The sequence below is a fragment of the Escherichia sp. WS1152 genome (assembly GCF_046487665.1).
Lineage (GTDB): Bacteria > Pseudomonadota > Gammaproteobacteria > Enterobacterales > Enterobacteriaceae > Escherichia > Escherichia coli.
Map to the genome: position 1 here is coordinate 157,505 of NZ_JBJQJA010000001.1, position 20,492 is coordinate 177,996.

Below are 20,492 nucleotides of genomic sequence, written 5' to 3' on the forward strand. Positions count from 1 at the left end.
TGCTCAAAAAATAGCCATACTATTTAATTGCAACAAGGCTGGAAAGAGGAGGATCGAAGTATGTTCGTTGACAGACAGCGAATCGATCTGCTGAACCGGTTGATCGACGCACGCGTTGACCTCGCTGCATACGTGCAACTGAGGAAGGCAAAAGGATACATGTCCGTCAGCGAAAGCAATCATCTACGAGATAACTTTTTTAAACTGAATCGCGAACTGCACGATAAATCGCTGCGGTTGAATCTTCATCTGGATCAGGAAGAGTGGAGTGCTCTTCATCATGCTGAAGAAGCATTAGCGACAGCCGCAGTATGTTTGATGAGTGGGCACCATGATTGCCCGACTGTTATTACCGTCAACGCCGATAAGCTTGAAAATTGTCTGATGAGCTTAACGCTGAGTATCCAGAGCCTGCAGAAGCACGCCATGCTTGAGAAGGCCTGAAAACTAAGGGGGAGAAAGCGTCTCCCCCTTCATGTTTAAGTTTTTGTAAAAATGAATTTGTTATCTCCTCCACTGACTACGCTTTAAGCCAGAGTCAATCCGGAGGCGTTATGCATCGACAATTCTTTTTCCTTGTGCCCCTTATTTGTCTTTCTTCCGCTCTCTGGGCGGCTCCTGCAACGGTAAATGTCGAAGTACTGCAAGACAAACTCGACCATCCCTGGGCACTGGCCTTTTTACCCGATAATCACGGTATGTTAATCACTCTGCGCGGCGGCGAGTTGCGTCACTGGCAAGCAGGAAAAGGATTATCTGCGCCGCTTTCCGGAGTTCCAGACGTTTGGGCGCACGGGCAGGGCGGCCTGCTGGACGTGGTTTTAGCGCCTGATTTTGCTCAGTCTCGCCGCATCTGGTTAAGTTATTCCGAAGTTGGCGATGATGGCAAAGCCGGAACTGCTGTGGGGTATGGCCGCTTAAGTGATGATCTCTCAAAAGTGACCGACTTCCGCACCGTCTTTCGCCAGATGCCAAAACTGTCTACCGGCAACCATTTTGGCGGGCGGCTGGTATTCGACGGTAAAGGTTATCTTTTTGTTGCTCTGGGCGAAAACAATCAGCGCCCGACGGCGCAGGATCTGGATAAATTACAGGGCAAACTGGTGCGTCTGACCGACCAGGGCGAAATCCCGGATGATAATCCTTTTATAAAGGAATCCGGTGCGCGCGCCGAGATCTGGTCTTATGGCATTCGTAATCCGCAAGGAATGGCGATGAATCCGTGGAGTAATGCACTGTGGCTGAATGAACATGGCCCGCGCGGTGGTGATGAAATTAATATCCCGCAAAAAGGCAAAAACTACGGCTGGCCGCTGGCAACCTGGGGAATCAACTATTCAGGCTTTAAGATACCGGAAGCGAAAGGGGAGATCGTCGCCGGGACTGAGCAACCTGTTTTTTACTGGAAAGATTCGCCCGCCGTGAGCGGCATGGCCTTCTATAACAGCGATAAATTCTCCCAGTGGCAGCAAAAATTATTTATTGGCGCGCTGAAAGATAAAGATGTCATTGTGATGAGCGTCAACGGCGACAAAGTGACAGAAGATGGCCGTATTTTAACGGACAGAGGGCAGCGAATTCGTGATGTTCGCACTGGACCCGACGGTTATTTATATGTTCTCACCGACGAGTCCAGTGGGGAATTACTTAAAGTTAGCCCACGCAATTAGCTAACGGGAATCATCACCACTTTGCGCACTGCGGGGCGTTCAGTGAGTTGCTGATACCAGCGTTGCAGATTTGGACGCGGTGTCCAGGTCAGGCCAACGTTAAACAAATTGTAGATGAACGGTGCGATAGCAATATCGCCCACACCAAACTCGTCGCCAGAGAACCATTTTACTTTTGCCAGTTCCGCATCGAGCAGGGCAAACAGGGCGTCGCACTCTTTGCAACTGGCATCAATGGCGGCCTGATCGCGCTCTTCGGGTGGTGTTCTGACTAATCCCATCAGGATCCCGCGATGAGCATTACTGAGTGTCTGGTTTGCCCAGTCCATCCATTTTTCTGCTTCCGCACGACGTGCCGGTGAGTCTATCCACAGGCGTTTTTGCCCGTACTGTGCCGCCAGATAGCGGACAATGGCGTTTGATTCCCAAAGAATGAGATCACTTTCGTCGTCACGCAACAACGGCACCAGCCCGTTAGGGTTCATCGCCAGAAAATCAGCATCGTGATTTATCCCAAACTCACGGCCCGCGAGAATTTGCTCATAAGGTAGTTCCAGTTCTTCGAGCGTCAGCAATACTTTTTTTACGTTGGTTGAATTATTCCGACCCCACAGCGTAATCATACTCACCCCTTTTCCGACAGGCAGCCACAGGCTGAACAGGACTCCGATGGTGAAGTAAAGTTAACTTTTAAGCAACAGCTGGCAAAAAAATGACACCAGAAGCAGCGAAGCGGCAGGATATTGCATAAACTTTAAAAACTTTACCAACTTACGGTTTCTTTAAGTTTGTGTGTGCGTTATTAATCACCGAACTTATCATACGGCGATATAACGTATTTTTTTTGAATGGATACTCGGGTGGCATTTATGACGCAATACTCCTCTCTCCTTCGTGGTCTTGCAGCGGGTTCTGCATTTTTATTCCTTTTTGCCCCAACGGCATTCGCGGCGGAACAAACCGTTGAAGCGCCGAGCGTGGATGCGCGTGCATGGATTTTAATGGATTACGCCAGCGGTAAAGTGCTGGCAGAAGGCAATGCGGATGAGAAACTGGATCCCGCGAGCCTGACTAAAATCATGACCAGCTATGTGGTTGGGCAGGCGCTTAAGGCCGATAAGATTAAACTCACCGATATGGTGACGGTCGGTAAAGATGCCTGGGCGACGGGAAATCCGGCACTGCGTGGTTCATCGGTAATGTTCCTCAAACCGGGCGATCAGGTTTCGGTGGCAGACTTGAACAAAGGTGTGATTATCCAGTCCGGTAATGACGCCTGTATTGCGCTGGCCGATTACGTTGCCGGGAGCCAGGAGTCATTTATTGGTTTGATGAATGGTTATGCCAAAAAACTGGGTCTGACCAACACTACCTTCCAGACGGTGCACGGTCTGGATGCGCCGGGGCAGTTCAGTACCGCGCGCGATATGGCATTGCTGGGTAAAGCATTGATCCACGATGTGCCGGAAGAGTACGCCATTCATAAAGAGAAAGAGTTCACCTTCAACAAAATTCGTCAGCCTAACCGTAACCGTCTGCTGTGGAGCAGCAATCTGAATGTTGATGGCATGAAGACAGGAACCACGGCAGGCGCGGGATATAATCTGGTTGCTTCGGCTACCCAGGGCGATATGCGTTTAATCTCCGTAGTGCTGGGGGCGAAAACCGACCGTATCCGTTTTAATGAGTCTGAGAAATTATTGACCTGGGGTTTCCGCTTCTTTGAAACCGTGACGCCAATTAAACCTGATGCCACCTTTGTGACTCAGCGCGTCTGGTTTGGTGATAAGAGCGAAGTGAATCTCGGGGCAGGCGAAGCGGGCTCAGTGACCATACCGCGTGGGCAGCTGAAAAACCTGAAGGCGAGCTACACGTTAACGGAACCGCAGCTTACCGCACCGCTGAAAAAAGGTCAGGTTGTCGGCACCATTGATTTCCAGCTTAACGGTAAATCCATTGAGCAGCGTCCGCTGATCGTGATGGAAAATGTGGAAGAGGGCGGATTCTTTGGTCGGATGTGGGATTTCGTGATGATGAAATTCCATCAGTGGTTCGGCAGCTGGTTCTCTTAATCTTCTGATAACCGGATGGCGCGAAACGTCATCCGGTTATACGTCATTAATACATCAACTTAATACGCTGCGTCTGCGCGTACTTCACATACTCATCTTCCGGGCAACAATCGCTCACCACAATATCAAAGCGTTTCAGGTCACCCATGCGCGCCGGACGCACCTTGCCAAATTTACTGTGGTCGACAACCAGCACATGCTTTTGCGCCATCGACATGGCCCAGTGTTTTACCGGCAACTCTTCAAGATTAAAACAGGTAGCGCCTTTACTGACATGCACTCCCGCCGCAGAATAAAAAGCGATATCCGGGCAAAAATTATTCAGCGTTTGCTGAAAATCGATGGGTTTGAAAATGGCGTTGCTGGCGTGAAATTCACCACCGCAAAGAAACGCGCGGCAATGGGGTTTCTCTTTCAGCGCCAGAAAGGTATTTAGCGAATAACAAACGGCGGTGAAAGGTATTTCATTATCAATCGCTTCAATAATCCACGGCGTGGTGGTGCCACAGTCAAAAAAGAGGGTCTGATCGGGTTCTACCAGCGTCGCAGCCAGTTTTGCCGCCCGGCGTTTTTCTTCCACAAGGCGGGATTTTTGATCGCTTAACAGGTAATGGCTGGCACTGCGCGGTTCCAGAACAATATAGCCGCCGAGCAAAACGACGGGCGCACTGTGGTTGTTCAGATCGCGACGAATCGTCATCTCCGAAACCCCAAGCAGCGCGGCGGCGTCTTTAAGATGTAACTTATCGCTGCGTTTTAATTCTTGCAGCAGCTGCCCGATACGCTCTTCGCGACGTGTTTCCATAATCCCTCTGAATAGTTATTGAAGCGAGCCGCTCAATACTACACTTTTTAGCAGAGATCAGTCACGCACCCAGCCTTTGCGGATCGGTAATGCAAAACAGACGCGATACCACGATTGCAGACGTTGATAGAGTTTATGCCCCATCGCTTGCCAGATAATCTGGGCACTAAGGCAGCCAATCATACCTGCCAGCAATCCACCGAGCATATCCAGCGGCCAGTGGACGCCAAGATAAACGCGCGACCAGGCAATGACGACGGCCAGCACCATTAAAAGTGAGCCGGACCACAGGCGATGCCAGCATAAAAATGCCAGTGCAAAGGTGAAAATCACCGTACCGTGATCGCTCGGGAATGAGTCATCCGCCGCATGATGCAGGAAGTTATAGCCGATATTTTCGACAAATGGTCGGTCGTGCGGAAAAAGATGTCCCATCGTCCAGGACACAAACAGGCTGACCGCCAGCGCGATAGCGATTTTTATCACCAGTTGCCGTTGTGCTGTAAGCCCCCACAACCAAAGTACCGCGGCCAGCAACGGCACCACGGTAATCAAATCTTTAGCAATAAAAATCGCCAACGAGATCATCCACGGAGCCGAGTCTGGCGTCGCGTTAATAAGAGAGAATAGAGAGAGATTCAAATTTTCCAGCATAACTTCCCGACGCAAAGTGATTAAAAGGGAGCCAATACAGGCAAGTCGTTGAGAATAAAGTGCAGGTTAAACTGGGTAAAGCGGCATCGTCTTATTTCCCTCAAGCGGCCTGTTTACGGTGGGTGATTGTAACGGGCATAGGTTAAATAAAACTTAAAGAAAGCGTAGCTATACTCGCAATAATGTAATAATGTGCTTAACCGCGGTTTCAGCTACAAAATTCGCTTTCTCGTTAGCTGCGCTTTTATTAAACTTTGCGCGATTATTATTGGCGAAGAAATTGCATGCAAAATAAATTAGCTTCCGGTGCCAGGCTTGGACGTCAGGCGTTACTTTTCCCTCTCTGTCTGGTGCTTTACGAATTTTCAACCTATATCGGCAACGATATGATTCAACCCGGTATGTTGGCCGTGGTGGAACAATATCAGGCGGGCATTGATTGGGTTCCTACTTCGATGACCGCATATCTGGCGGGCGGGATGTTTTTACAATGGCTTCTGGGGCCGTTGTCGGATCGTATTGGTCGCCGTCCGGTGATGCTGGCGGGTGTGGTGTGGTTTATTGTCACCTGTCTGGCAATATTACTGGCGCAAAACATTGAACAATTCACCCTGTTGCGCTTCTTGCAGGGCATAAGCCTCTGTTTCATTGGCGCTGTGGGATACGCCGCAATTCAGGAATCCTTCGAAGAGGCGGTTTGTATCAAGATCACCGCGCTGATGGCGAACGTGGCGCTGATTGCTCCGCTACTTGGTCCACTGGTGGGCGCGGCGTGGATCCATGTGCTGCCCTGGGAAGGGATGTTTATCTTGTTTGCCGCATTGGCAGCGATCTCCTTTTTCGGTCTGCAACGAGCCATGCCTGAAACCGCCACGCGTATAGGCGAGAAACTGTCGCTGAAAGAACTCGGTCGTGACTATAAGCTGGTGCTGAAGAACGGTCGCTTTGTGGCGGGGGCGCTGGCGCTGGGATTCGTTAGCCTGCCGTTGCTGGCGTGGATCGCCCAGTCGCCGATTATCATCATTACCGGCGAGCAGTTGAGCAGCTATGAATATGGTTTGCTGCAAGTGCCTATTTTCGGGGCGTTAATTGCGGGTAACTTGCTGTTAGCGCGTCTGACCTCGCGCCGCACCGTACGTTCGCTGATTATTATGGGCGGCTGGCCGATTATGATTGGTCTGTTGGTCGCTGCTGCGGCAACGGTTATCTCATCGCACGCGTATTTATGGATGACTGCCGGGTTAAGTATTTATGCTTTCGGTATTGGTCTGGCGAATGCGGGACTGGTGCGATTAACCCTGTTTGCCAGCGATATGAGTAAAGGTACGGTTTCTGCGGCGATGGGAATGCTGCAAATGCTGATCTTTACTGTCGGTATTGAAATCAGCAAACATGCCTGGCTGAACGGGGGCAACGGACTGTTTAATCTCTTCAACCTTGTCAACGGAATTTTGTGGCTGTCGCTGATGGTTATCTTTTTAAAAGATAAACAGATGGGAAATTCTCACGAAGGGTAAAAAAATGCCTGATTGCTTTGTGCGATCAGGCATTCTCGAATTAATGGTGATGGTCGTCAATCTGGTGTTCGATAACCATCCCTTCACCTACGCTGGCAAGATGGCGAACATAAGGATGCGGGCGGTAAGCCGGAGCTGGCGCAGGAGCCACATAGACGGTTTGCGGCACAGTCGCTACGCTGACCGCTTGTGGAACGCTGACTGAATCAGGAACCACAACCACTTTGTATCCACTCGGCACATCGACGGTGACACTTTGCGCCATCGCCACACCAGTAAAGCCCATTAAAAGCGCGCCCAACAGTAGACAATTTTTCATAAACATTTCGCCTGAAATAATGCAGCGGGTTAATTTCCGCGAATTATGCAGCCTTCATTCAGGTATTGTGTTGCCGGGCGTGCTGCCGTTTTATTAGTTAAATGGCGCTTCGTGTTTAAGCACTTTATCGATCACATCCAGTACGCCTTCACGGTTATTGGAGCCTGCGCGGTATTTTGCCGCTGCGACGACCGCGCTGCCGGCATTTTCCATTGCAAAACTAAAGCCTGCCTGACGCAGCATCTCAATATCGTTACCGCCATCGCCAAAGACCACCACTTCGCTGTCGTCTATTCCCCATAATTTCTGCAGTTGGCGAAGGCCATTGGCTTTATGTACGCCGGGGATAATCAGATCGATACTGCCGTTGCCGGTGTGGACCGGCACCATAATATCGCCGATGGCCTCATGTAATGCTTTTTGTACTTGTGGAATTAGTTCATCGGAAAGATTCAGGCCAAACTTAAAGAAGATATCTTCTAAGTTGTCAAAGTTATCGACGTATTCCAGACGGTGATAATACATTTCCGCCACCGTTTTCATGGCATCGTCATATTTTTTGAGCGTATAGGCGCTATTTATTCCGCAGGCAATAATTTCCACTTCCGGGCGCGTCAGCAAATGTTCCACGACAGTAGTAAACGCATCCTTCGACAGCTCGCCATTAAAAACATCTTTGCCTTCACTCACTACCCAGCCGCCGTTTTCAGCCACAAAGGCAATTTCATTAGCAATTTCAGGGAAGAAAGAGATCAACTGATAATATTGATTCCCGCTGGCGACCACAAAGCGAATGCCTTGTGCTTTCATTTGCTGATACTGAGCCATAAACCGCTCACGGTTATAGGTTTTTTGATCGCTTAAGAAAGTACCATCCATGTCTACCGCAATTAATTTAATGCTCATCAACTATTCTCCATCGCCGTCTGCGTTTTGGTATCGGGTTTGGCGACGGCTTTCGCGACAATAGCCGCGAGAATAACCAGCGCCAGTACAACCAGCATTGCACTACGTAATCCATAATGTTCGCCGAGATAGCCCAGCAGCGGCGGCCCGACGAGGAAAGCCAGATAACCGGTCGTTGCTACCACACTGACGCGGGTTGGTGCATCGGGGCCGGTATCGCTGGCAGCAGAAATGGTCAGCGGGAAGCCCAGCGAGGCACCCAGTCCCCAGAGTACAACAGACACCCCAGCGACCCAGGCGCTATCGACAAAAATAATCAGCCCAATACCCAACGCCCCCATTAGCGCACTGGCCCGAACCACGGCAACGCGACTGTAACGGTCGATGAACCAACCGCCAGTGAAGCGTCCAACGGTCATCCCCAGGGTAAAACCGGCATAAATCAGCGAGCCGGAAGTGGGGCTAAAACCGTGACCGTCAACCATTAATAAGGGTAACCAGTCGTTGGCAGAACCTTCGGCAAAGGCCATCGCCAGCACCACAACACCAATCAGCAGCAACTGGATATCGCGATAAAAAGGTACGCCTTTTTCGCCATGCTGGGTGCCATCGGCAGCATTTTTGCCCGTACCGTCAGGGATTGCCTGAATGGCGATATATATAGGCGCGATGCCCACCAGCGCCGCCAATAAAATGTGCACCGTTGCCGGAACGCCAAAGGCCGTCAGTGCCATCCCGACACCAGCGCCTGCCAGCGTGCCCAGGCTATAAAAACCGTGCATCATCGGCAAAACCGTTTTATTCATTTCTCGCTCAACGGCGGCACCTTCAACGTTTATCGCCACTTCCGCAGAACCAAAACTTGCCCCAAAGACGCCGAGACCAACGGCAAAGAGCAGGGGCGATGTCAGCCAGAGTGCCAGACTTAATATCATCATCCCGACCAATGCGCAGGACATGGTGACCAGGATGACATTACGTGTCCCAAAGCGTTTCACTAACCACGCCGAGCAGAGAATACCGCTCATCGAACCGATCGACAGACCAAAGAGAACACCGCCCATTTCAGCGATCGAGACAGAGAGAATATCGCGGATAGCAGGCGTACGGGTTGCCCAGGACGCCATTAACAGGCCCGGCAAAAAGAAGAACATAAACAGCGCCCAGGTTCGGCGTTTCAATGCATTACGTGAAGAATTTACGGTCATAGATCACGTCAAAATAAGAAGAGGGAAGACAACATTAGCAAGGTTGTGTACATTTGTACACAATTGCAGACAGAGGAAATGACATGCGTCGCGCTAACGATCCGCAACGGCGAGAAAAAATTATCCAGGCCACGCTGGAGGCGGTGAAACTTTACGGAATACATGCTGTTACGCACCGCAAAATTGCTACCCTTGCCGGGGTACCGTTGGGATCGATGACCTACTATTTTTCAGGAATTGATGAGTTGTTGCTGGAGGCGTTCAGCAGTTTTACTGAGATCATGTCCCGGCAATATCAGGCATTTTTTAGCGATGTTAGTGATGCTCAAGGCGCATGCCAGGCTATCACCGATATGATCTACAGCTCACAGGTGGCAACGCCGGATAACATGGAGCTGATGTACCAGCTCTACGCGCTGGCTAGCCGAAAACCGCTATTAAAAACGGTAATGCAAAACTGGATGCAGCGCAGTCAGCAAACGCTCGAACAATGGTTTGAACCCGGAACCGCCCGCGCGCTTGATGCGTTTATTGAGGGGATGACGCTGCATTTTGTCACCGACCGTAAGCCGCTATCGCGCGAGGAGATTTTGAGGATGGTTGAGAGGGTTGCTGGGTAGCTACAGAGGTCGATAAGACGCAACACCTCCCTCGATAGCGCTAATCATCTCACTGGCGATCACATTTCGGCTATAACTTTTTTCGGGATAATCTCGTATTCTATTTTATTGATAAAAATGGAGTTTTCTGGGATATCATGCAAAACCAATGCATGTGCACCTATCGTGACGTTATCTCCAATATAGACTTTGCCGCCCAGAATGGAGGCGTTGCAACCAATGGTGACATTGTTGCCAATCTGTATATCCATTTCGTCAAAATGGCCACGTAGGCCGATGGTTACGCCGGGTTTGATGGAACAATTCTCACCAATTTTTACGTTATGACCGATAACAACTCCCGTTAAGTATGAAATATCCAACCCTTTGCCTATATCAACGACTAATGGGATTTTAACGTCATAACTATCAAGGATTTTTCGCTCAATTTTGCCAGCAATTTTCCGCCAGTAACCACCTTTCTCATGGCCGTATTTAGCGATACGCCACCAGAATAAGTAACGAACGCGCCGATGTTTCATCGCCCTTACAATGACTTTACGCCATGTGAATTTCCTACTTTTACCAATGACTTCCAGATGAAGGCACTCTTTTAGCTCGTTAATATCCATATAAAAAATCTGTGTATTGCAAAGCCAGGAATATTACCGATTTTGTTCAGGTTTTTAAATAAGCTTCTCAATAACTATTTGTTCTTTGTACGAAAAAGAATGATTTTCTGGAAGAGAGGACAGTCAGATAAGGCTTTGGACAGGGGAGAGAATGGAGATTTTGGGGATTTAGATAACAAAAAACCCACCAACCTTGAACCGAAATGGCGGGGTTGATGGGCTCCACAAAATGGGGACATCAAAGAAAAGCAGTGGCACTAATTAAGACTGATGCCCTGCGGAAAAGTTCTGCGGTTGTGCAAAAAAATTTCATTTTCAGGGCAACTTCAGTTTTATCCTAATCCTGGCCATACCATGACGATGATTGTCCCTGCCAGCGTCAGCAGGACGTTGGCGATTGCGTAGGTGCCCGCATAGCCCAGCGCCGGGATGTTACTGCGAGCTGTATCACTGATGATCTCCATTGCCGGCGCGCAGGTGCGTGCGCCCATCATTGCGCCGAACAACAGTGCGCGGTTCATTCGCAATACATAAGCACCGAACAAGAAACAGATAACCACGGGCACAAGACTGACAATCAATCCGGCAATCAACATCTGACCGCCAATCGCGCCCAGACCGTTATTAATACCGCTACCGGCGCTCAGACCAACGCCTGCCATAAACACCATTAAGCCGAACTCTTTCACCATGCTTAATGCACCCTGCGGAATGTAACCGAAGGTCGGGTGGTTAGCACGCATAAAGCCCAGCATAATTCCGGCGAATAACAACCCGGCAGCGTTCCCCATGCCGAAACTGAATGTGCTGAACTGGAATGTGATCATCCCGATCATCAGCCCAATAACAAAGAAGGCGCAGAATGCCAGCAAGTCAGTGACCTGGCTGTGAATCGAGATAAAGCCGATGCGATCGGCGATGGTTTTTACGCGGCGGGCATCGCCGCTGACTTGTAAAACGTCACCTTTGTTAAGCACGACGTTGTCATCTATCGGCATCTCAATCTGGCTACGAATAACGCGGTTAAGGAAGCAACCGTGATCGGTCAACTTCAGTTGTGCGAGACGTTTGCCAACGGCGTTATGGTTTTTAACGACCACTTCTTCAGTGACGATACGCATGTCGAGAAGGTCACGATCGAAAACTTCTTTGCCGTTACGGAAGCTGGGATCGAGTCGGGCATGGGCGTCGGGATAGCCTACCAACGCTATTTCATCGCCCATTTGTAGCACGGCATCACCGTCTGGATTTGCCAGAATCCCGTTACGTCGAATACGTTCAATGTAGCAGCCGGTTTGTCGATAAATACCCAGTTCACGCAGATTTTTGCCGTCGGTCCAGGCCACCAGCTCCGGGCCGACGCGATAGGCGCGGATCACCGGTAAATAAACCTTACGGTTGGCATCAGTGTCCAGGCCACGTTCGCGGGCGATTTGCTGGGCGCTGGTCTGTAAGTCCTGATGCTGCAATTTCGGCAAGTAACGCGCACCAACAATCAAACTCACCAGACCGATTAAATAGGTTAAGGCATATCCGAGGCTCAGATTATCCAGTGCCAGTGAGAGCTGCCTGCTTTCCATGCCGGAATGACGCAGTGTATCGCCAGCACCGACCAGAACCGGTGTCGACGTCATAGAGCCTGCTAACATACCGGCCGTCAGGCCAATATCCCAGCCAAACAGCTTACCTAACCCTAAGGCGATCACCAGCGCACTGCCAACCATCACCAGTGCTAACATTAGGTAATTTTTCCCATCGCGAAAAAAAATGGAAAAAAAGTTCGGTCCGGCTTCGACCCCGACGCAGAAAATAAACAGCATAAAGCCAAGATTAAGCGCATCGGTGTTAATGCTGAAATGTTGTTGGCCTAATAACAGCGATACGACTAAAACGCCAATGGAATTACCCAGTTGGATCGAACCAAGTCGTAACTTTCCGAGACATAGCCCAAGCGCGAGGACCACAAATAATAACAGAATGTAATTCCCATTTAACAATTCGGCGACGTTTATATTCACGGAGGCTAACTTCTTGTTTACTAGTAAGCTGTTGAAAGAAATGGTAATTTACGATAATGTTTTTTACCAGAATTCAGGGCGCAGATTCATTCAGCGCACCTAAACGATAGTAAAGTAACAATATATTTTACTAGTGTAATCACATTAGGTATCAACGGCTATATGAATTGCGTTGGCCTATATTAGCATGGAATGCGAAGCGGCTTTATCTTACTGAACGCCACACTGGCGAAAAATGTGTTCGATAGACGCAGTGTCAGGAGGAACGAGTGAAACATAAACAACGTTGGGCGGGGGCAATCTGCTGTTTTGTCCTCTTCATTGTGGTGTGCCTTTTTCTGGCGACGCACATGAAAGGCGCTTTTCGGGCTGCCGGGCATCCTGAAATCGGCTTGCTGTTTTTCATTCTTCCTGGAGCAGTTGCCAGTTTCTTTTCACAGCGTAGAGAAGTCCTGAAACCTCTATTTGGCGCAATGCTGGCGGCACCCTGTTCAATGCTTATTATGCGGCTGTTTTTTTCACCGACCCGCTCATTCTGGCAAGAGCTGGCATGGTTACTAAGCGCGGTGTTCTGGTGTGCGCTGGGGGCACTGTGTTTCTTATTTATCAGTAGTTTGTTTAAACCACAGCACAGAAAAAATCAGTAAAGCCCTCAACGCGAGGGCTTGTCAGACGATCAGGCGTCCAGATTTTCTTTCACCCATGCAGCAAAATCGGTATAGCCGCCGATATGTTGCTGATCGACAAAAATCTGCGGCACGGTTTCTACGGGTTTACCTGCCTTTTGTTGTAGATCTTCTTTAGTGATCCCTTCCGCACGAATATCTACATACTGATACTGAAAATCATCGCGTTCATTGCTCAATTTCTCAGCCAGATCTTTTGCACGCACACAGTAAGGGCAACCCGGACGACCAAAAATAACGGTTTGCATTATTTCTCTCCTCATAGATTTATGCCTGTAATGATCACGCTAAAATGTATTCGCTGAAAGTAGGTTTAACCTGTTGCATTAATTGCTAAAAGCTATAACTGTTAAACACAATACAGTGAAAAGTTTTAGACTGAAGGCTCACTTTGCAGAGGGAAGCGTATGCGCGCGATCGGTAAATTGCCTAAAAGCGTGTTGATACTGGAATTTATCGGAATGATGTTGCTGGCGGTGGCGCTGCTGTCGCTGCCTGAGCCATTTTCTCGGCCAGAAGTGCAGATTCTGATGATTTTTCTCGGTGTTTTGCTCATGCTTCCCGCTGCGGTGGTGGTTATTCTTCAGGTGGCAAAACGTCTTGCCCCACAGCTGATGAACCGTCCACCGCAATATTCACGTTCAGAAAGAGAAAAAGATAATGACGCCAACCATTGAACTTATTTGTGGCCATCGCTCCATTCGCCATTTCACTGATGAACCCATTTCCGAAGCGCAGCGTGAGGCGATTATTAACAGCGCCCGTGCGACGTCCAGTTCCAGTTTTTTGCAGTGTAGTAGCATTATTCGCATTACCGACAAAGCATTACGTGAAGAACTGGTGACGCTGACCGGCGGGCAAAAACACGTAGCGCAAGCGGCGGAGTTCTGGGTGTTCTGTGCCGACTTTAACCGCCATTTACAGATCTGTCCGGATGCTCAGCTCGGCCTGGCGGAACAGCTGTTGCTCGGTGTCGTTGATACGGCAATGATGGCGCAGAATGCATTAACCGCAGCGGAATCGCTGGGATTGGGCGGCGTATATATCGGCGGCCTGCGCAATAATATTGAAGCGGTGACGAAACTGCTGAAATTACCGCAGCATGTTCTGCCGCTGTTTGGGCTGTGCCTTGGCTGGCCTGCGGATAATCCGGATCTCAAGCCGCGTTTACCGGCCTCCATTTTGGTGCATGAAAACAGCTATCAACCGCTGGATAAAGACGCACTGGCGCAGTATGACGAGCAACTGGCGGAATATTACCTCACCCGTGGCAGCAATAATCGCCGGGATACCTGGAGCGATCATATCCGCCGAACAATCATTAAAGAAAGCCGCCCATTTATTCTGGATTATTTGCACAAACAGGGTTGGGCGACGCGCTAAAACCGCCACGTCGATGTATGATACGCGGGCTTTTGACCAGGTCTGACAGAGAGGTGCAGGGTGAAAATTGCCATATTGTCCCGGGATGGAACGCTCTATTCGTGTAAGCGGCTGCGTGAAGCCGCTATACAGCGCGGTCACCTGGTTGAAATTCTTGATCCGCTTTCTTGCTACATGAACATAAATCCTGCGGCGTCTTCTATTCACTACAAAGGCCGCAAGTTACCCCATTTTGACGCAGTGATCCCGCGTATTGGCACCGCCATTACCTTTTATGGGACGGCGGCACTGCGCCAGTTCGAGATGCTGGGGAGCTATCCGCTCAATGAGTCGGTCGCCATTGCCCGGGCGCGTGACAAATTGCGTTCCATGCAACTGCTGGCGCGTCAGGGCATCGACCTGCCTGTCACGGGCATTGCGCATTCGCCGGATGATACCAGCGATTTAATCGACATGGTCGGTGGTGCGCCGCTGGTGGTCAAGTTGGTTGAAGGCACGCAGGGAATTGGCGTCGTGCTGGCGGAGACGCGTCAGGCGGCGGAAAGCGTGATTGACGCTTTCCGCGGTCTGAACGCGCATATTCTGGTGCAGGAATATATCAAAGAGGCGCAAGGGTGCGATATCCGCTGTCTGGTTGTTGGCGATGAAGTGGTCGCTGCGATTGAACGGCGGGCGAAAGAGGGCGATTTTCGTTCCAATTTGCATCGTGGCGGCGCGGCAAGCGTCGCCAGTATCACACCACAGGAGCGTGAAATCGCGATAAAAGCCGCGCGAACGATGGCGCTGGACGTTGCTGGTGTGGATATTTTGCGTGCTAATCGCGGGCCATTGGTGATGGAGGTGAATGCGTCGCCGGGACTGGAAGGAATAGAAAAAACCACCGGTATCGACATCGCGGGTAAAATGATCCGCTGGATCGAACGCCACGCTACGACGGAATATTGCCTGAAAACGGGTGGTTAGTCGCAATCACATTACTGATCATAGTTTTGCCTGCGCTTTTTGCGTAAGCTGTGTCGGTCTTTTTATCGAAAGAGGTTGTACAAAATTATGACATCGCTGGTCGTTCCTGGTCTGGATACGCTGCGTCAATGGCTCGATGACCTGGGGATGAGTTTTTTTGAATGTGATAACTGTCAGGCTCTGCATCTGCCCCATATGCAGAATTTCGACGGTGTCTTTGATGCCAAAATCGATCTGATCGATAACACGATCCTGTTTTCTGCCATGGCGGAAGTCCGACCTTCAGCCGTATTGCCGCTGGCGGCGGATTTATCTGCCATCAATGCCAGTTCGCTGACCGTGAAGGCATTTCTTGATATGCAGGATGATAATCTGCCAAAGCTGGTGGTTTGCCAGTCTTTATCCGTTATGCAGGGCGTAACCTATGAGCAGTTTGCATGGTTCGTGCGTCAGAGCGAAGAGCAGATTTCGATGGTCATTCTTGAAGCTAATGCCCATCAACTGCTGTTACCGACTGACGATGAAGGGCAAAACAACGTTACTGAAAACTATTTCCTCCACTGATAACTCCTTTCGAGCACGCAGTCGCTGCCGCAGTGACTGCGCGCTGCAAAATTATCTGCTGTTTTTAACCTTTTCTTAAAGATTATTTCACTTATCTTGTGTCGATTTGGCTTTATCACATAGAGCAAATACGCATAAAAATTTGTTAAATACCGTTTTTTAATCCGAGCTATAGTCTCAAACCCTGGCTAAAGTTATTCTTGCGATGCTTTTATATAGCGAGCAGTGCTGGCCGGGAGAGAGTTCTCTTTTCTTACACCGCGCCGATAAAAAATATGCACGTTTATTGCATATCTTTCAGTGTGACAACTTTTGTTCGTTTGTTAACGAACTTTCAGAAGGAAAGAGATATGACCGCCTTAAATAAAAAATGGCTTTCGGGTCTGGTTGCGGGTGCTCTGATGGCCGTCTCTGTCGGCACGCTCGCGGCTGAACAAAAAACACTCCACATTTATAACTGGTCTGATTATATCGCCCCCGACACGGTGGCTAACTTTGAAAAAGAAACCGGTATTAAAGTCGTCTACGATGTTTTCGACTCTAACGAAGTACTGGAAGGCAAATTAATGGCCGGGAGCACCGGCTTTGACCTGGTGGTGCCGTCAGCAAGCTTTCTTGAACGCCAGCTGACAGCGGGAGTTTTCCAGCCGCTGGATAAAAGCAAATTGCCGGAGTGGAAGAATCTCGACCCGGAACTGCTGAAGTTGGTCGCCAAACACGATCCCGACAATAAATTTGCTATGCCCTATATGTGGGCGACGACCGGGATTGGCTATAACGTCGATAAAGTCAAAGCGGTGCTGGGCGAAAACGCGCCCGTCGATAGCTGGGACTTGATCCTCAAGCCTGAAAATCTGGAAAAACTGAAAAGCTGCGGTGTATCTTTCCTCGATGCGCCAGAAGAAGTTTTTGCTACCGTGCTGAATTATCTCGGCAAAGATCCCAACAGCACTAAAGCGGATGATTACACCGGACCGGCTACCGATCTGCTGTTAAAGCTGCGCCCGAACATTCGTTATTTCCATTCATCTCAATACATTAACGACCTGGCAAACGGCGATATTTGCGTCGCTATCGGCTGGGCAGGTGATGTCTGGCAGGCGTCAAACCGCGCGAAGGAAGCGAAGAATGGCGTGAATGTCTCGTTCTCGATTCCAAAAGAAGGGGCGATGGCGTTCTTTGATGTATTCGCCATGCCTGCGGATGCCAAAAATAAAGACGAAGCCTATCAGTTCCTGAATTACCTGCTGCGTCCTGATGTGGTGGCACATATCTCTGACCATGTGTTCTATGCTAACGCCAATAAAGCAGCCACGCCGCTGGTAAGTGCGGAAGTCCGTGATAACCCGGGTATTTATCCGCCTGCGGATGTCCGCGCGAAGTTGTTCACTCTGAAAGTACAGGATCCGAAAATCGACCGTGTGCGCACCCGCGCGTGGACCAAAGTGAAGAGCGGAAAATAATCCGCAGTCGTAGATGCCGGACGGGCGCACCACACCCGCCGGCAATTCGCACCATCATGGTGCGCTTGCACACATTCAATGCCGGAGAGCAGCCGTGAATGACGCTATCCCTCGCCCGCAGGCGAAAACCCGTAAGGCGCTGACGCCGCTATTAGAAATCCGCAACCTGACCAAATCCTACGATGGTCAACATGCGGTGGATGATGTCAGCCTGACCATCTACAAAGGTGAAATCTTCGCGCTGCTGGGCGCATCCGGCTGTGGCAAGTCCACGCTGCTGCGTATGCTGGCAGGTTTCGAACAACCTTCTGCCGGACAGATAATGCTTGATGGCGTCGATTTGTCACAGGTTCCGCCTTACCTGCGCCCCATCAATATGATGTTTCAGTCTTACGCGCTGTTTCCGCATATGACCGTGGAACAGAACATCGCTTTTGGCCTGAAACAGGACAAACTACCGAAAGCGGAAATTGCCAGTCGGGTCAATGAGATGCTCGGCCTGGTGCATATGCAGGAGTTCGCCAAACGCAAACCGCATCAGCTTTCCGGTGGTCAGCGACAGCGTGTGGCACTGGCCCGAAGCCTTGCCAAGCGCCCGAAACTATTACTGCTCGACGAGCCGATGGGCGCGCTGGATAAAAAGCTGCGTGACCGGATGCAGCTTGAAGTGGTGGATATTCTGGAGCGCGTCGGTGTGACTTGTGTGATGGTCACCCACGATCAGGAAGAGGCGATGACCATGGCGGGGCGCATCGCCATTATGAATCGTGGGAAATTTGTCCAGATTGGCGAACCAGAAGAGATCTACGAGCATCCGACCACCCGCTATAGCGCTGAATTTATCGGTTCGGTTAATGTCTTTGAAGGTGTACTCAAAGAGCGTCAGGAAGATGGTCTGGTGCTTTATTCGCCGGGGCTGGTGCATCCACTGAAAGTCGATGCGGATGCTTCAGTAGTCGATAACGTGCCGGTACACGTAGCGCTGCGTCCGGAAAAAATCATGCTTTGCGAAGAGCCGCCCGCCAATGGTTGTAACTTCGCGGTGGGGGAGGTGATACACATTGCCTATCTCGGCGATCTTTCGGTGTATCACGTTCGTCTGAAAAGTGGGCAGATGATCAGCGCCCAGCTACAAAACGCCCATCGTCATCGTAAAGGGTTACCGACCTGGGGCGACGAAGTGCGCTTGTGCTGGGAAGTGGACAGCTGTGTGGTGCTTACGGTTTAAGGAGCAAAGATGAGTACACTTGAACCTGCTGCCCAGTCGAAACCGCCGGGCGGATTTAAGCTGTGGTTGTCGCAGTTGCAAATGAAGCATGGGCGCAAACTGGTCATTGCGTTGCCGTATATCTGGTTGATCTTGCTGTTTCTGCTGCCATTTCTGATTGTCTTTAAAATAAGCCTGGCAGAGATGGCGCGCGCTATTCCACCTTATACCGAACTGATGGAGTGGGCTGAGGGGCAACTTTCCATCACTCTTAATCTCGGTAATTTTCTGCAACTGACCGACGATCCGCTCTATTTTGATGCTTATCTCCAGTCGTTACAGGTGGCGGCGATTTCGACTATTTGCTGTTTACTGATCGGCTATCCGCTGGCGTGGGCGGTGGCGCACAGTAAGCCTTCGACCCGTAATATCTTATTACTACTGGTGATCCTGCCGTCGTGGACCTCGTTTCTGATTCGTGTCTACGCCTGGATGGGAATATTAAAAAACAACGGTGTGCTGAATAATTTTCTGCTGTGGCTGGGGGTTATCGATCAACCGCTGACCATTCTTCATACCAATCTGGCAGTTTATATTGGCATTGTTTACGCTTACGTGCCGTTTATGGTACTGCCGATTTATACTGCGTTGATTCGTATTGATTATTCGCTGGTGGAAGCAGCGCTGGATCTCGGTGCACGACCGCTGAAAACGTTCTTTACTGTGATCGTGCCGCTGACTAAAGGTGGGATTATTGCCGGATCGATGCTGGTGTTTATCCCGGCTGTGGGCGAGTTTGTGATCCCGGAACTGCTCGGTGGCCCGGACAGCATCATGATCGGGCGCGTGCTGTGGCAGGAGTTCTTTAACAACCGCGACTGGCCGGTGGCCTCGGCGGTAGCGATCATCATGTTGCTGCTGCTAATTGTGCCGATAATGTGGTTCCACAAACACCAGCAAAAAAGCGTGGGAGAACACGGATGAATAATTTACCGGTAGTTCGTTCGCCCTGGCGGATTGTGATTTTGCTGCTGGGCTTTACCTTTCTCTACGCGCCAATGCTGATGCTGGTTATCTATTCGTTTAACAGCTCGAAGCTGGTGACGGTGTGGGCCGGCTGGTCAACGCGCTGGTATGGTGAGTTATTGCGCGATGACGCGATGATGAGTGCGGTTGGTTTAAGCCTGACAATTGCTGCCTGTGCGGCAACGGCGGCGGCGATCCTCGGGACTATTGCGGCGGTGGTGCTGGTGCGCTTTGGCAGGTTTCGCGGATCAAATGGCTTTGCCTTTATGATCACCGCGCCGCTGGTAATGCCAGATGTCATCACGGGCTTGTCGCTGTTGTTATTATTCGTCGCGCTTGCTCATGCCATTGGCTGGCCTGCGGACCGCGGTATGCTCACCATCTGGCTGGCGCATGTCACTTTTTGTACGGCTTATGTGGCGGTCGTTATTTCTTCAAGATTGCGGGAACTGGATCGCTCGATAGAAGAAGCAGCGATGGATCTCGGTGCGACGCCGCTGAAAGTGTTTTTCGTCATTACGCTACCGATGATCATGCCCGCGATCATTTCTGGCTGGTTACTGGCTTTTACTTTGTCGCTTGATGATCTGGTGATCGCCAGCTTTGTATCCGGGCCGGGAGCCACCACGTTACCGATGCTGGTCTTTTCCAGCGTGCGGATGGGGGTGAATCCGGAAATCAACGCCCTGGCAACATTGATCCTTGGTGCGGTCGGAATTGTCGGATTTATCGCCTGGTATCTGATGGCTCGCGCAGAAAAACAGCGGATACGCGACATCCAGCGTGCAAGACGTGGCTGA

General features: G+C 50.3%; 23 protein-coding genes. 14 read left to right on the plus strand and 9 right to left on the minus strand.

Features of this window, described 5'->3' with window-relative positions; translation table 11 throughout:
- Positions 1-60: 60 nt before the first annotated feature.
- Both bssR and yliI read left to right on the plus strand, forming a co-directional pair.
- Entirely contained in the window at positions 61-444 is a 384-nt protein-coding gene (gene bssR, locus ACJHW7_RS00745; RefSeq protein WP_000497137.1) for a biofilm formation regulator BssR, read from the plus strand.
- Positions 445-554: 110 nt separating this feature from the next.
- A complete protein-coding gene (gene yliI, locus ACJHW7_RS00750; RefSeq protein WP_021556630.1) occupies positions 555-1,670 on the plus strand; it encodes an aldose sugar dehydrogenase YliI in 1,116 nt (371 codons plus the stop codon).
- On the opposite strand, the gene gstB is transcribed toward yliI, so the two are convergent.
- Positions 1,667-2,293: a glutathione S-transferase GstB gene (gstB, locus tag ACJHW7_RS00755; RefSeq protein WP_001295292.1), complete on the minus strand. Its 627-nt coding sequence runs from the start codon at positions 2,291-2,293 to the stop codon at positions 1,667-1,669. The two genes, yliI and gstB, sit on opposite strands and share 4 nt — an antisense overlap.
- Positions 2,294-2,539: 246 nt before the next feature.
- Here gstB and dacC point away from each other — a divergent pair, with 246 nt between their 5' ends.
- Positions 2,540-3,742, plus strand: a complete 1,203-nt coding sequence (dacC, locus tag ACJHW7_RS00760; RefSeq protein ID WP_000195961.1) for a serine-type D-Ala-D-Ala carboxypeptidase — start codon at positions 2,540-2,542, stop codon at positions 3,740-3,742.
- 46 nt (positions 3,743-3,788) lie between these two features.
- On the opposite strand, the gene deoR is transcribed toward dacC, so the two are convergent.
- Both deoR and ybjG read right to left on the minus strand, forming a co-directional pair.
- Positions 3,789-4,547, minus strand: a complete 759-nt coding sequence (gene deoR / locus ACJHW7_RS00765; protein ID WP_000450121.1) for a DNA-binding transcriptional repressor DeoR — start codon at positions 4,545-4,547, stop codon at positions 3,789-3,791.
- Between the two features lie 57 nt (positions 4,548-4,604).
- On the minus strand, positions 4,605-5,201 hold the full coding sequence (gene ybjG, locus ACJHW7_RS00770) for an undecaprenyl-diphosphate phosphatase (RefSeq protein ID WP_001612704.1): 597 nt from the start codon (positions 5,199-5,201) through the stop codon (positions 4,605-4,607).
- Positions 5,202-5,485: 284 nt separating this feature from the next.
- Between ybjG and mdfA the strand changes: the two genes are divergently transcribed.
- The gene (gene mdfA, locus ACJHW7_RS00775; protein ID WP_021556631.1) at positions 5,486-6,718 is read left to right on the plus strand and encodes a multidrug efflux MFS transporter MdfA; all 1,233 of its coding nucleotides are present in this window, start codon (positions 5,486-5,488) and stop codon (positions 6,716-6,718) included.
- Positions 6,719-6,758: 40 nt separating this feature from the next.
- Here the strand turns inward: mdfA and ybjH are convergent, their stop codons facing one another.
- From ybjH to ACJHW7_RS00790, 3 genes are all read right to left on the minus strand, one after another.
- Positions 6,759-7,043, minus strand: coding sequence for a protein YbjH (gene ybjH / locus ACJHW7_RS00780; RefSeq protein WP_000480892.1), 285 nt, complete (start codon positions 7,041-7,043; stop codon positions 6,759-6,761).
- 87 nt (positions 7,044-7,130) lie between these two features.
- On the minus strand, positions 7,131-7,943 hold the full coding sequence (gene ybjI, locus ACJHW7_RS00785) for a 5-amino-6-(5-phospho-D-ribitylamino)uracil phosphatase (protein ID WP_021556632.1): 813 nt from the start codon (positions 7,941-7,943) through the stop codon (positions 7,131-7,133).
- Complete coding sequence (locus ACJHW7_RS00790; RefSeq protein ID WP_000217879.1) at positions 7,943-9,151, minus strand: MFS transporter; 1,209 nt, start codon at positions 9,149-9,151, stop codon at positions 7,943-7,945. Before ACJHW7_RS00790 ends, ybjI begins: the two co-directional genes overlap by 1 nt.
- Before the next feature lie 83 nt (positions 9,152-9,234).
- On the opposite strand from ACJHW7_RS00790, the gene rcdA reads away from it, so the two are divergent.
- The gene (rcdA, locus tag ACJHW7_RS00795) at positions 9,235-9,771 is read left to right on the plus strand and encodes a DNA-binding transcriptional regulator RcdA (RefSeq protein WP_001297003.1); all 537 of its coding nucleotides are present in this window, start codon (positions 9,235-9,237) and stop codon (positions 9,769-9,771) included.
- 59 nt (positions 9,772-9,830) lie between these two features.
- On the opposite strand, the gene ACJHW7_RS00800 is transcribed toward rcdA, so the two are convergent.
- Positions 9,831-10,382, minus strand: a complete 552-nt coding sequence (locus ACJHW7_RS00800) for a serine acetyltransferase (RefSeq protein ID WP_000353913.1) — start codon at positions 10,380-10,382, stop codon at positions 9,831-9,833.
- A gap of 332 nt (positions 10,383-10,714) precedes the next feature.
- A complete protein-coding gene (locus ACJHW7_RS00805) occupies positions 10,715-12,400 on the minus strand; it encodes an aspartate:alanine antiporter (protein ID WP_001024876.1) in 1,686 nt (561 codons plus the stop codon).
- A 269-nt stretch (positions 12,401-12,669) separates the two neighbouring features.
- On the opposite strand from ACJHW7_RS00805, the gene ACJHW7_RS00810 reads away from it, so the two are divergent.
- Positions 12,670-13,047, plus strand: coding sequence for an inner membrane protein YbjM (locus tag ACJHW7_RS00810; protein ID WP_000681108.1), 378 nt, complete (start codon positions 12,670-12,672; stop codon positions 13,045-13,047).
- A 29-nt stretch (positions 13,048-13,076) separates the two neighbouring features.
- Here ACJHW7_RS00810 and grxA read toward each other — a convergent pair whose 3' ends face one another.
- Complete coding sequence (grxA, locus tag ACJHW7_RS00815; RefSeq protein WP_001195231.1) at positions 13,077-13,334, minus strand: glutaredoxin 1; 258 nt, start codon at positions 13,332-13,334, stop codon at positions 13,077-13,079.
- A gap of 159 nt (positions 13,335-13,493) precedes the next feature.
- Between grxA and ACJHW7_RS00820 the strand changes: the two genes are divergently transcribed.
- From ACJHW7_RS00820 to potI, 8 genes are all read left to right on the plus strand, one after another.
- Positions 13,494-13,763: a YbjC family protein gene (locus ACJHW7_RS00820; RefSeq protein ID WP_040234630.1), complete on the plus strand. Its 270-nt coding sequence runs from the start codon at positions 13,494-13,496 to the stop codon at positions 13,761-13,763.
- Complete coding sequence (gene nfsA, locus ACJHW7_RS00825) at positions 13,747-14,469, plus strand: nitroreductase NfsA (RefSeq protein ID WP_000189169.1); 723 nt, start codon at positions 13,747-13,749, stop codon at positions 14,467-14,469. The genes ACJHW7_RS00820 and nfsA overlap by 17 nt, the downstream gene beginning before the upstream one ends.
- A gap of 60 nt (positions 14,470-14,529) precedes the next feature.
- Positions 14,530-15,432 (plus strand): 30S ribosomal protein S6--L-glutamate ligase, encoded by a 903-nt coding sequence (rimK, locus tag ACJHW7_RS00830; protein WP_000684321.1) that lies wholly within the window; start codon positions 14,530-14,532, stop codon positions 15,430-15,432.
- A gap of 87 nt (positions 15,433-15,519) precedes the next feature.
- Positions 15,520-15,996, plus strand: coding sequence for a YbjN domain-containing protein (locus ACJHW7_RS00835; protein ID WP_000203025.1), 477 nt, complete (start codon positions 15,520-15,522; stop codon positions 15,994-15,996).
- A 350-nt stretch (positions 15,997-16,346) separates the two neighbouring features.
- Positions 16,347-17,459 carry a spermidine/putrescine ABC transporter substrate-binding protein PotF gene (potF, locus tag ACJHW7_RS00840; protein ID WP_000126069.1) on the plus strand — a complete coding sequence of 371 codons (1,113 nt, stop codon included), beginning with the start codon at positions 16,347-16,349 and terminating at the stop codon, positions 17,457-17,459.
- A gap of 94 nt (positions 17,460-17,553) precedes the next feature.
- Positions 17,554-18,687: a putrescine ABC transporter ATP-binding subunit PotG gene (gene potG / locus ACJHW7_RS00845; RefSeq protein ID WP_000996007.1), complete on the plus strand. Its 1,134-nt coding sequence runs from the start codon at positions 17,554-17,556 to the stop codon at positions 18,685-18,687.
- 9 nt (positions 18,688-18,696) lie between these two features.
- Entirely contained in the window at positions 18,697-19,650 is a 954-nt protein-coding gene (potH, locus tag ACJHW7_RS00850; protein WP_040234632.1) for a putrescine ABC transporter permease PotH, read from the plus strand.
- Positions 19,647-20,492 carry a putrescine ABC transporter permease PotI gene (gene potI, locus ACJHW7_RS00855; protein WP_001061658.1) on the plus strand — a complete coding sequence of 282 codons (846 nt, stop codon included), beginning with the start codon at positions 19,647-19,649 and terminating at the stop codon, positions 20,490-20,492. The genes potH and potI overlap by 4 nt, the downstream gene beginning before the upstream one ends.

What these genes read in the sequence shown, in the direction of transcription:
- potI (WP_001061658.1), top strand. Translation starts at nt 19,647, where the DNA reads ATGAATAATTTACCGGTAGTTCGTTCGCCCTGGCGGATTGTGATTTTG.
- grxA (WP_001195231.1), bottom strand. Translation starts at nt 13,334, where the DNA reads ATGCAAACCGTTATTTTTGGTCGTCCGGGTTGCCCTTACTGTGTGCGT.
- ybjI (WP_021556632.1), bottom strand. Translation starts at nt 7,943, where the DNA reads ATGAGCATTAAATTAATTGCGGTAGACATGGATGGTACTTTCTTAAGC.
- nfsA (WP_000189169.1), top strand. Translation starts at nt 13,747, where the DNA reads ATGACGCCAACCATTGAACTTATTTGTGGCCATCGCTCCATTCGCCAT.
- ybjH (WP_000480892.1), bottom strand. Translation starts at nt 7,043, where the DNA reads ATGTTTATGAAAAATTGTCTACTGTTGGGCGCGCTTTTAATGGGCTTT.
- potF (WP_000126069.1), top strand. Translation starts at nt 16,347, where the DNA reads ATGACCGCCTTAAATAAAAAATGGCTTTCGGGTCTGGTTGCGGGTGCT.
- rcdA (WP_001297003.1), top strand. Translation starts at nt 9,235, where the DNA reads ATGCGTCGCGCTAACGATCCGCAACGGCGAGAAAAAATTATCCAGGCC.
- ybjG (WP_001612704.1), bottom strand. Translation starts at nt 5,201, where the DNA reads ATGCTGGAAAATTTGAATCTCTCTCTATTCTCTCTTATTAACGCGACG.
- mdfA (WP_021556631.1), top strand. Translation starts at nt 5,486, where the DNA reads ATGCAAAATAAATTAGCTTCCGGTGCCAGGCTTGGACGTCAGGCGTTA.
- dacC (WP_000195961.1), top strand. Translation starts at nt 2,540, where the DNA reads ATGACGCAATACTCCTCTCTCCTTCGTGGTCTTGCAGCGGGTTCTGCA.
- ACJHW7_RS00800 (WP_000353913.1), bottom strand. Translation starts at nt 10,382, where the DNA reads ATGGATATTAACGAGCTAAAAGAGTGCCTTCATCTGGAAGTCATTGGT.
- ACJHW7_RS00835 (WP_000203025.1), top strand. Translation starts at nt 15,520, where the DNA reads ATGACATCGCTGGTCGTTCCTGGTCTGGATACGCTGCGTCAATGGCTC.
- yliI (WP_021556630.1), top strand. Translation starts at nt 555, where the DNA reads ATGCATCGACAATTCTTTTTCCTTGTGCCCCTTATTTGTCTTTCTTCC.
- deoR (WP_000450121.1), bottom strand. Translation starts at nt 4,547, where the DNA reads ATGGAAACACGTCGCGAAGAGCGTATCGGGCAGCTGCTGCAAGAATTA.
- potH (WP_040234632.1), top strand. Translation starts at nt 18,697, where the DNA reads ATGAGTACACTTGAACCTGCTGCCCAGTCGAAACCGCCGGGCGGATTT.
- ACJHW7_RS00820 (WP_040234630.1), top strand. Translation starts at nt 13,494, where the DNA reads ATGCGCGCGATCGGTAAATTGCCTAAAAGCGTGTTGATACTGGAATTT.
- ACJHW7_RS00790 (WP_000217879.1), bottom strand. Translation starts at nt 9,151, where the DNA reads ATGACCGTAAATTCTTCACGTAATGCATTGAAACGCCGAACCTGGGCG.
- gstB (WP_001295292.1), bottom strand. Translation starts at nt 2,293, where the DNA reads ATGATTACGCTGTGGGGTCGGAATAATTCAACCAACGTAAAAAAAGTA.
- bssR (WP_000497137.1), top strand. Translation starts at nt 61, where the DNA reads ATGTTCGTTGACAGACAGCGAATCGATCTGCTGAACCGGTTGATCGAC.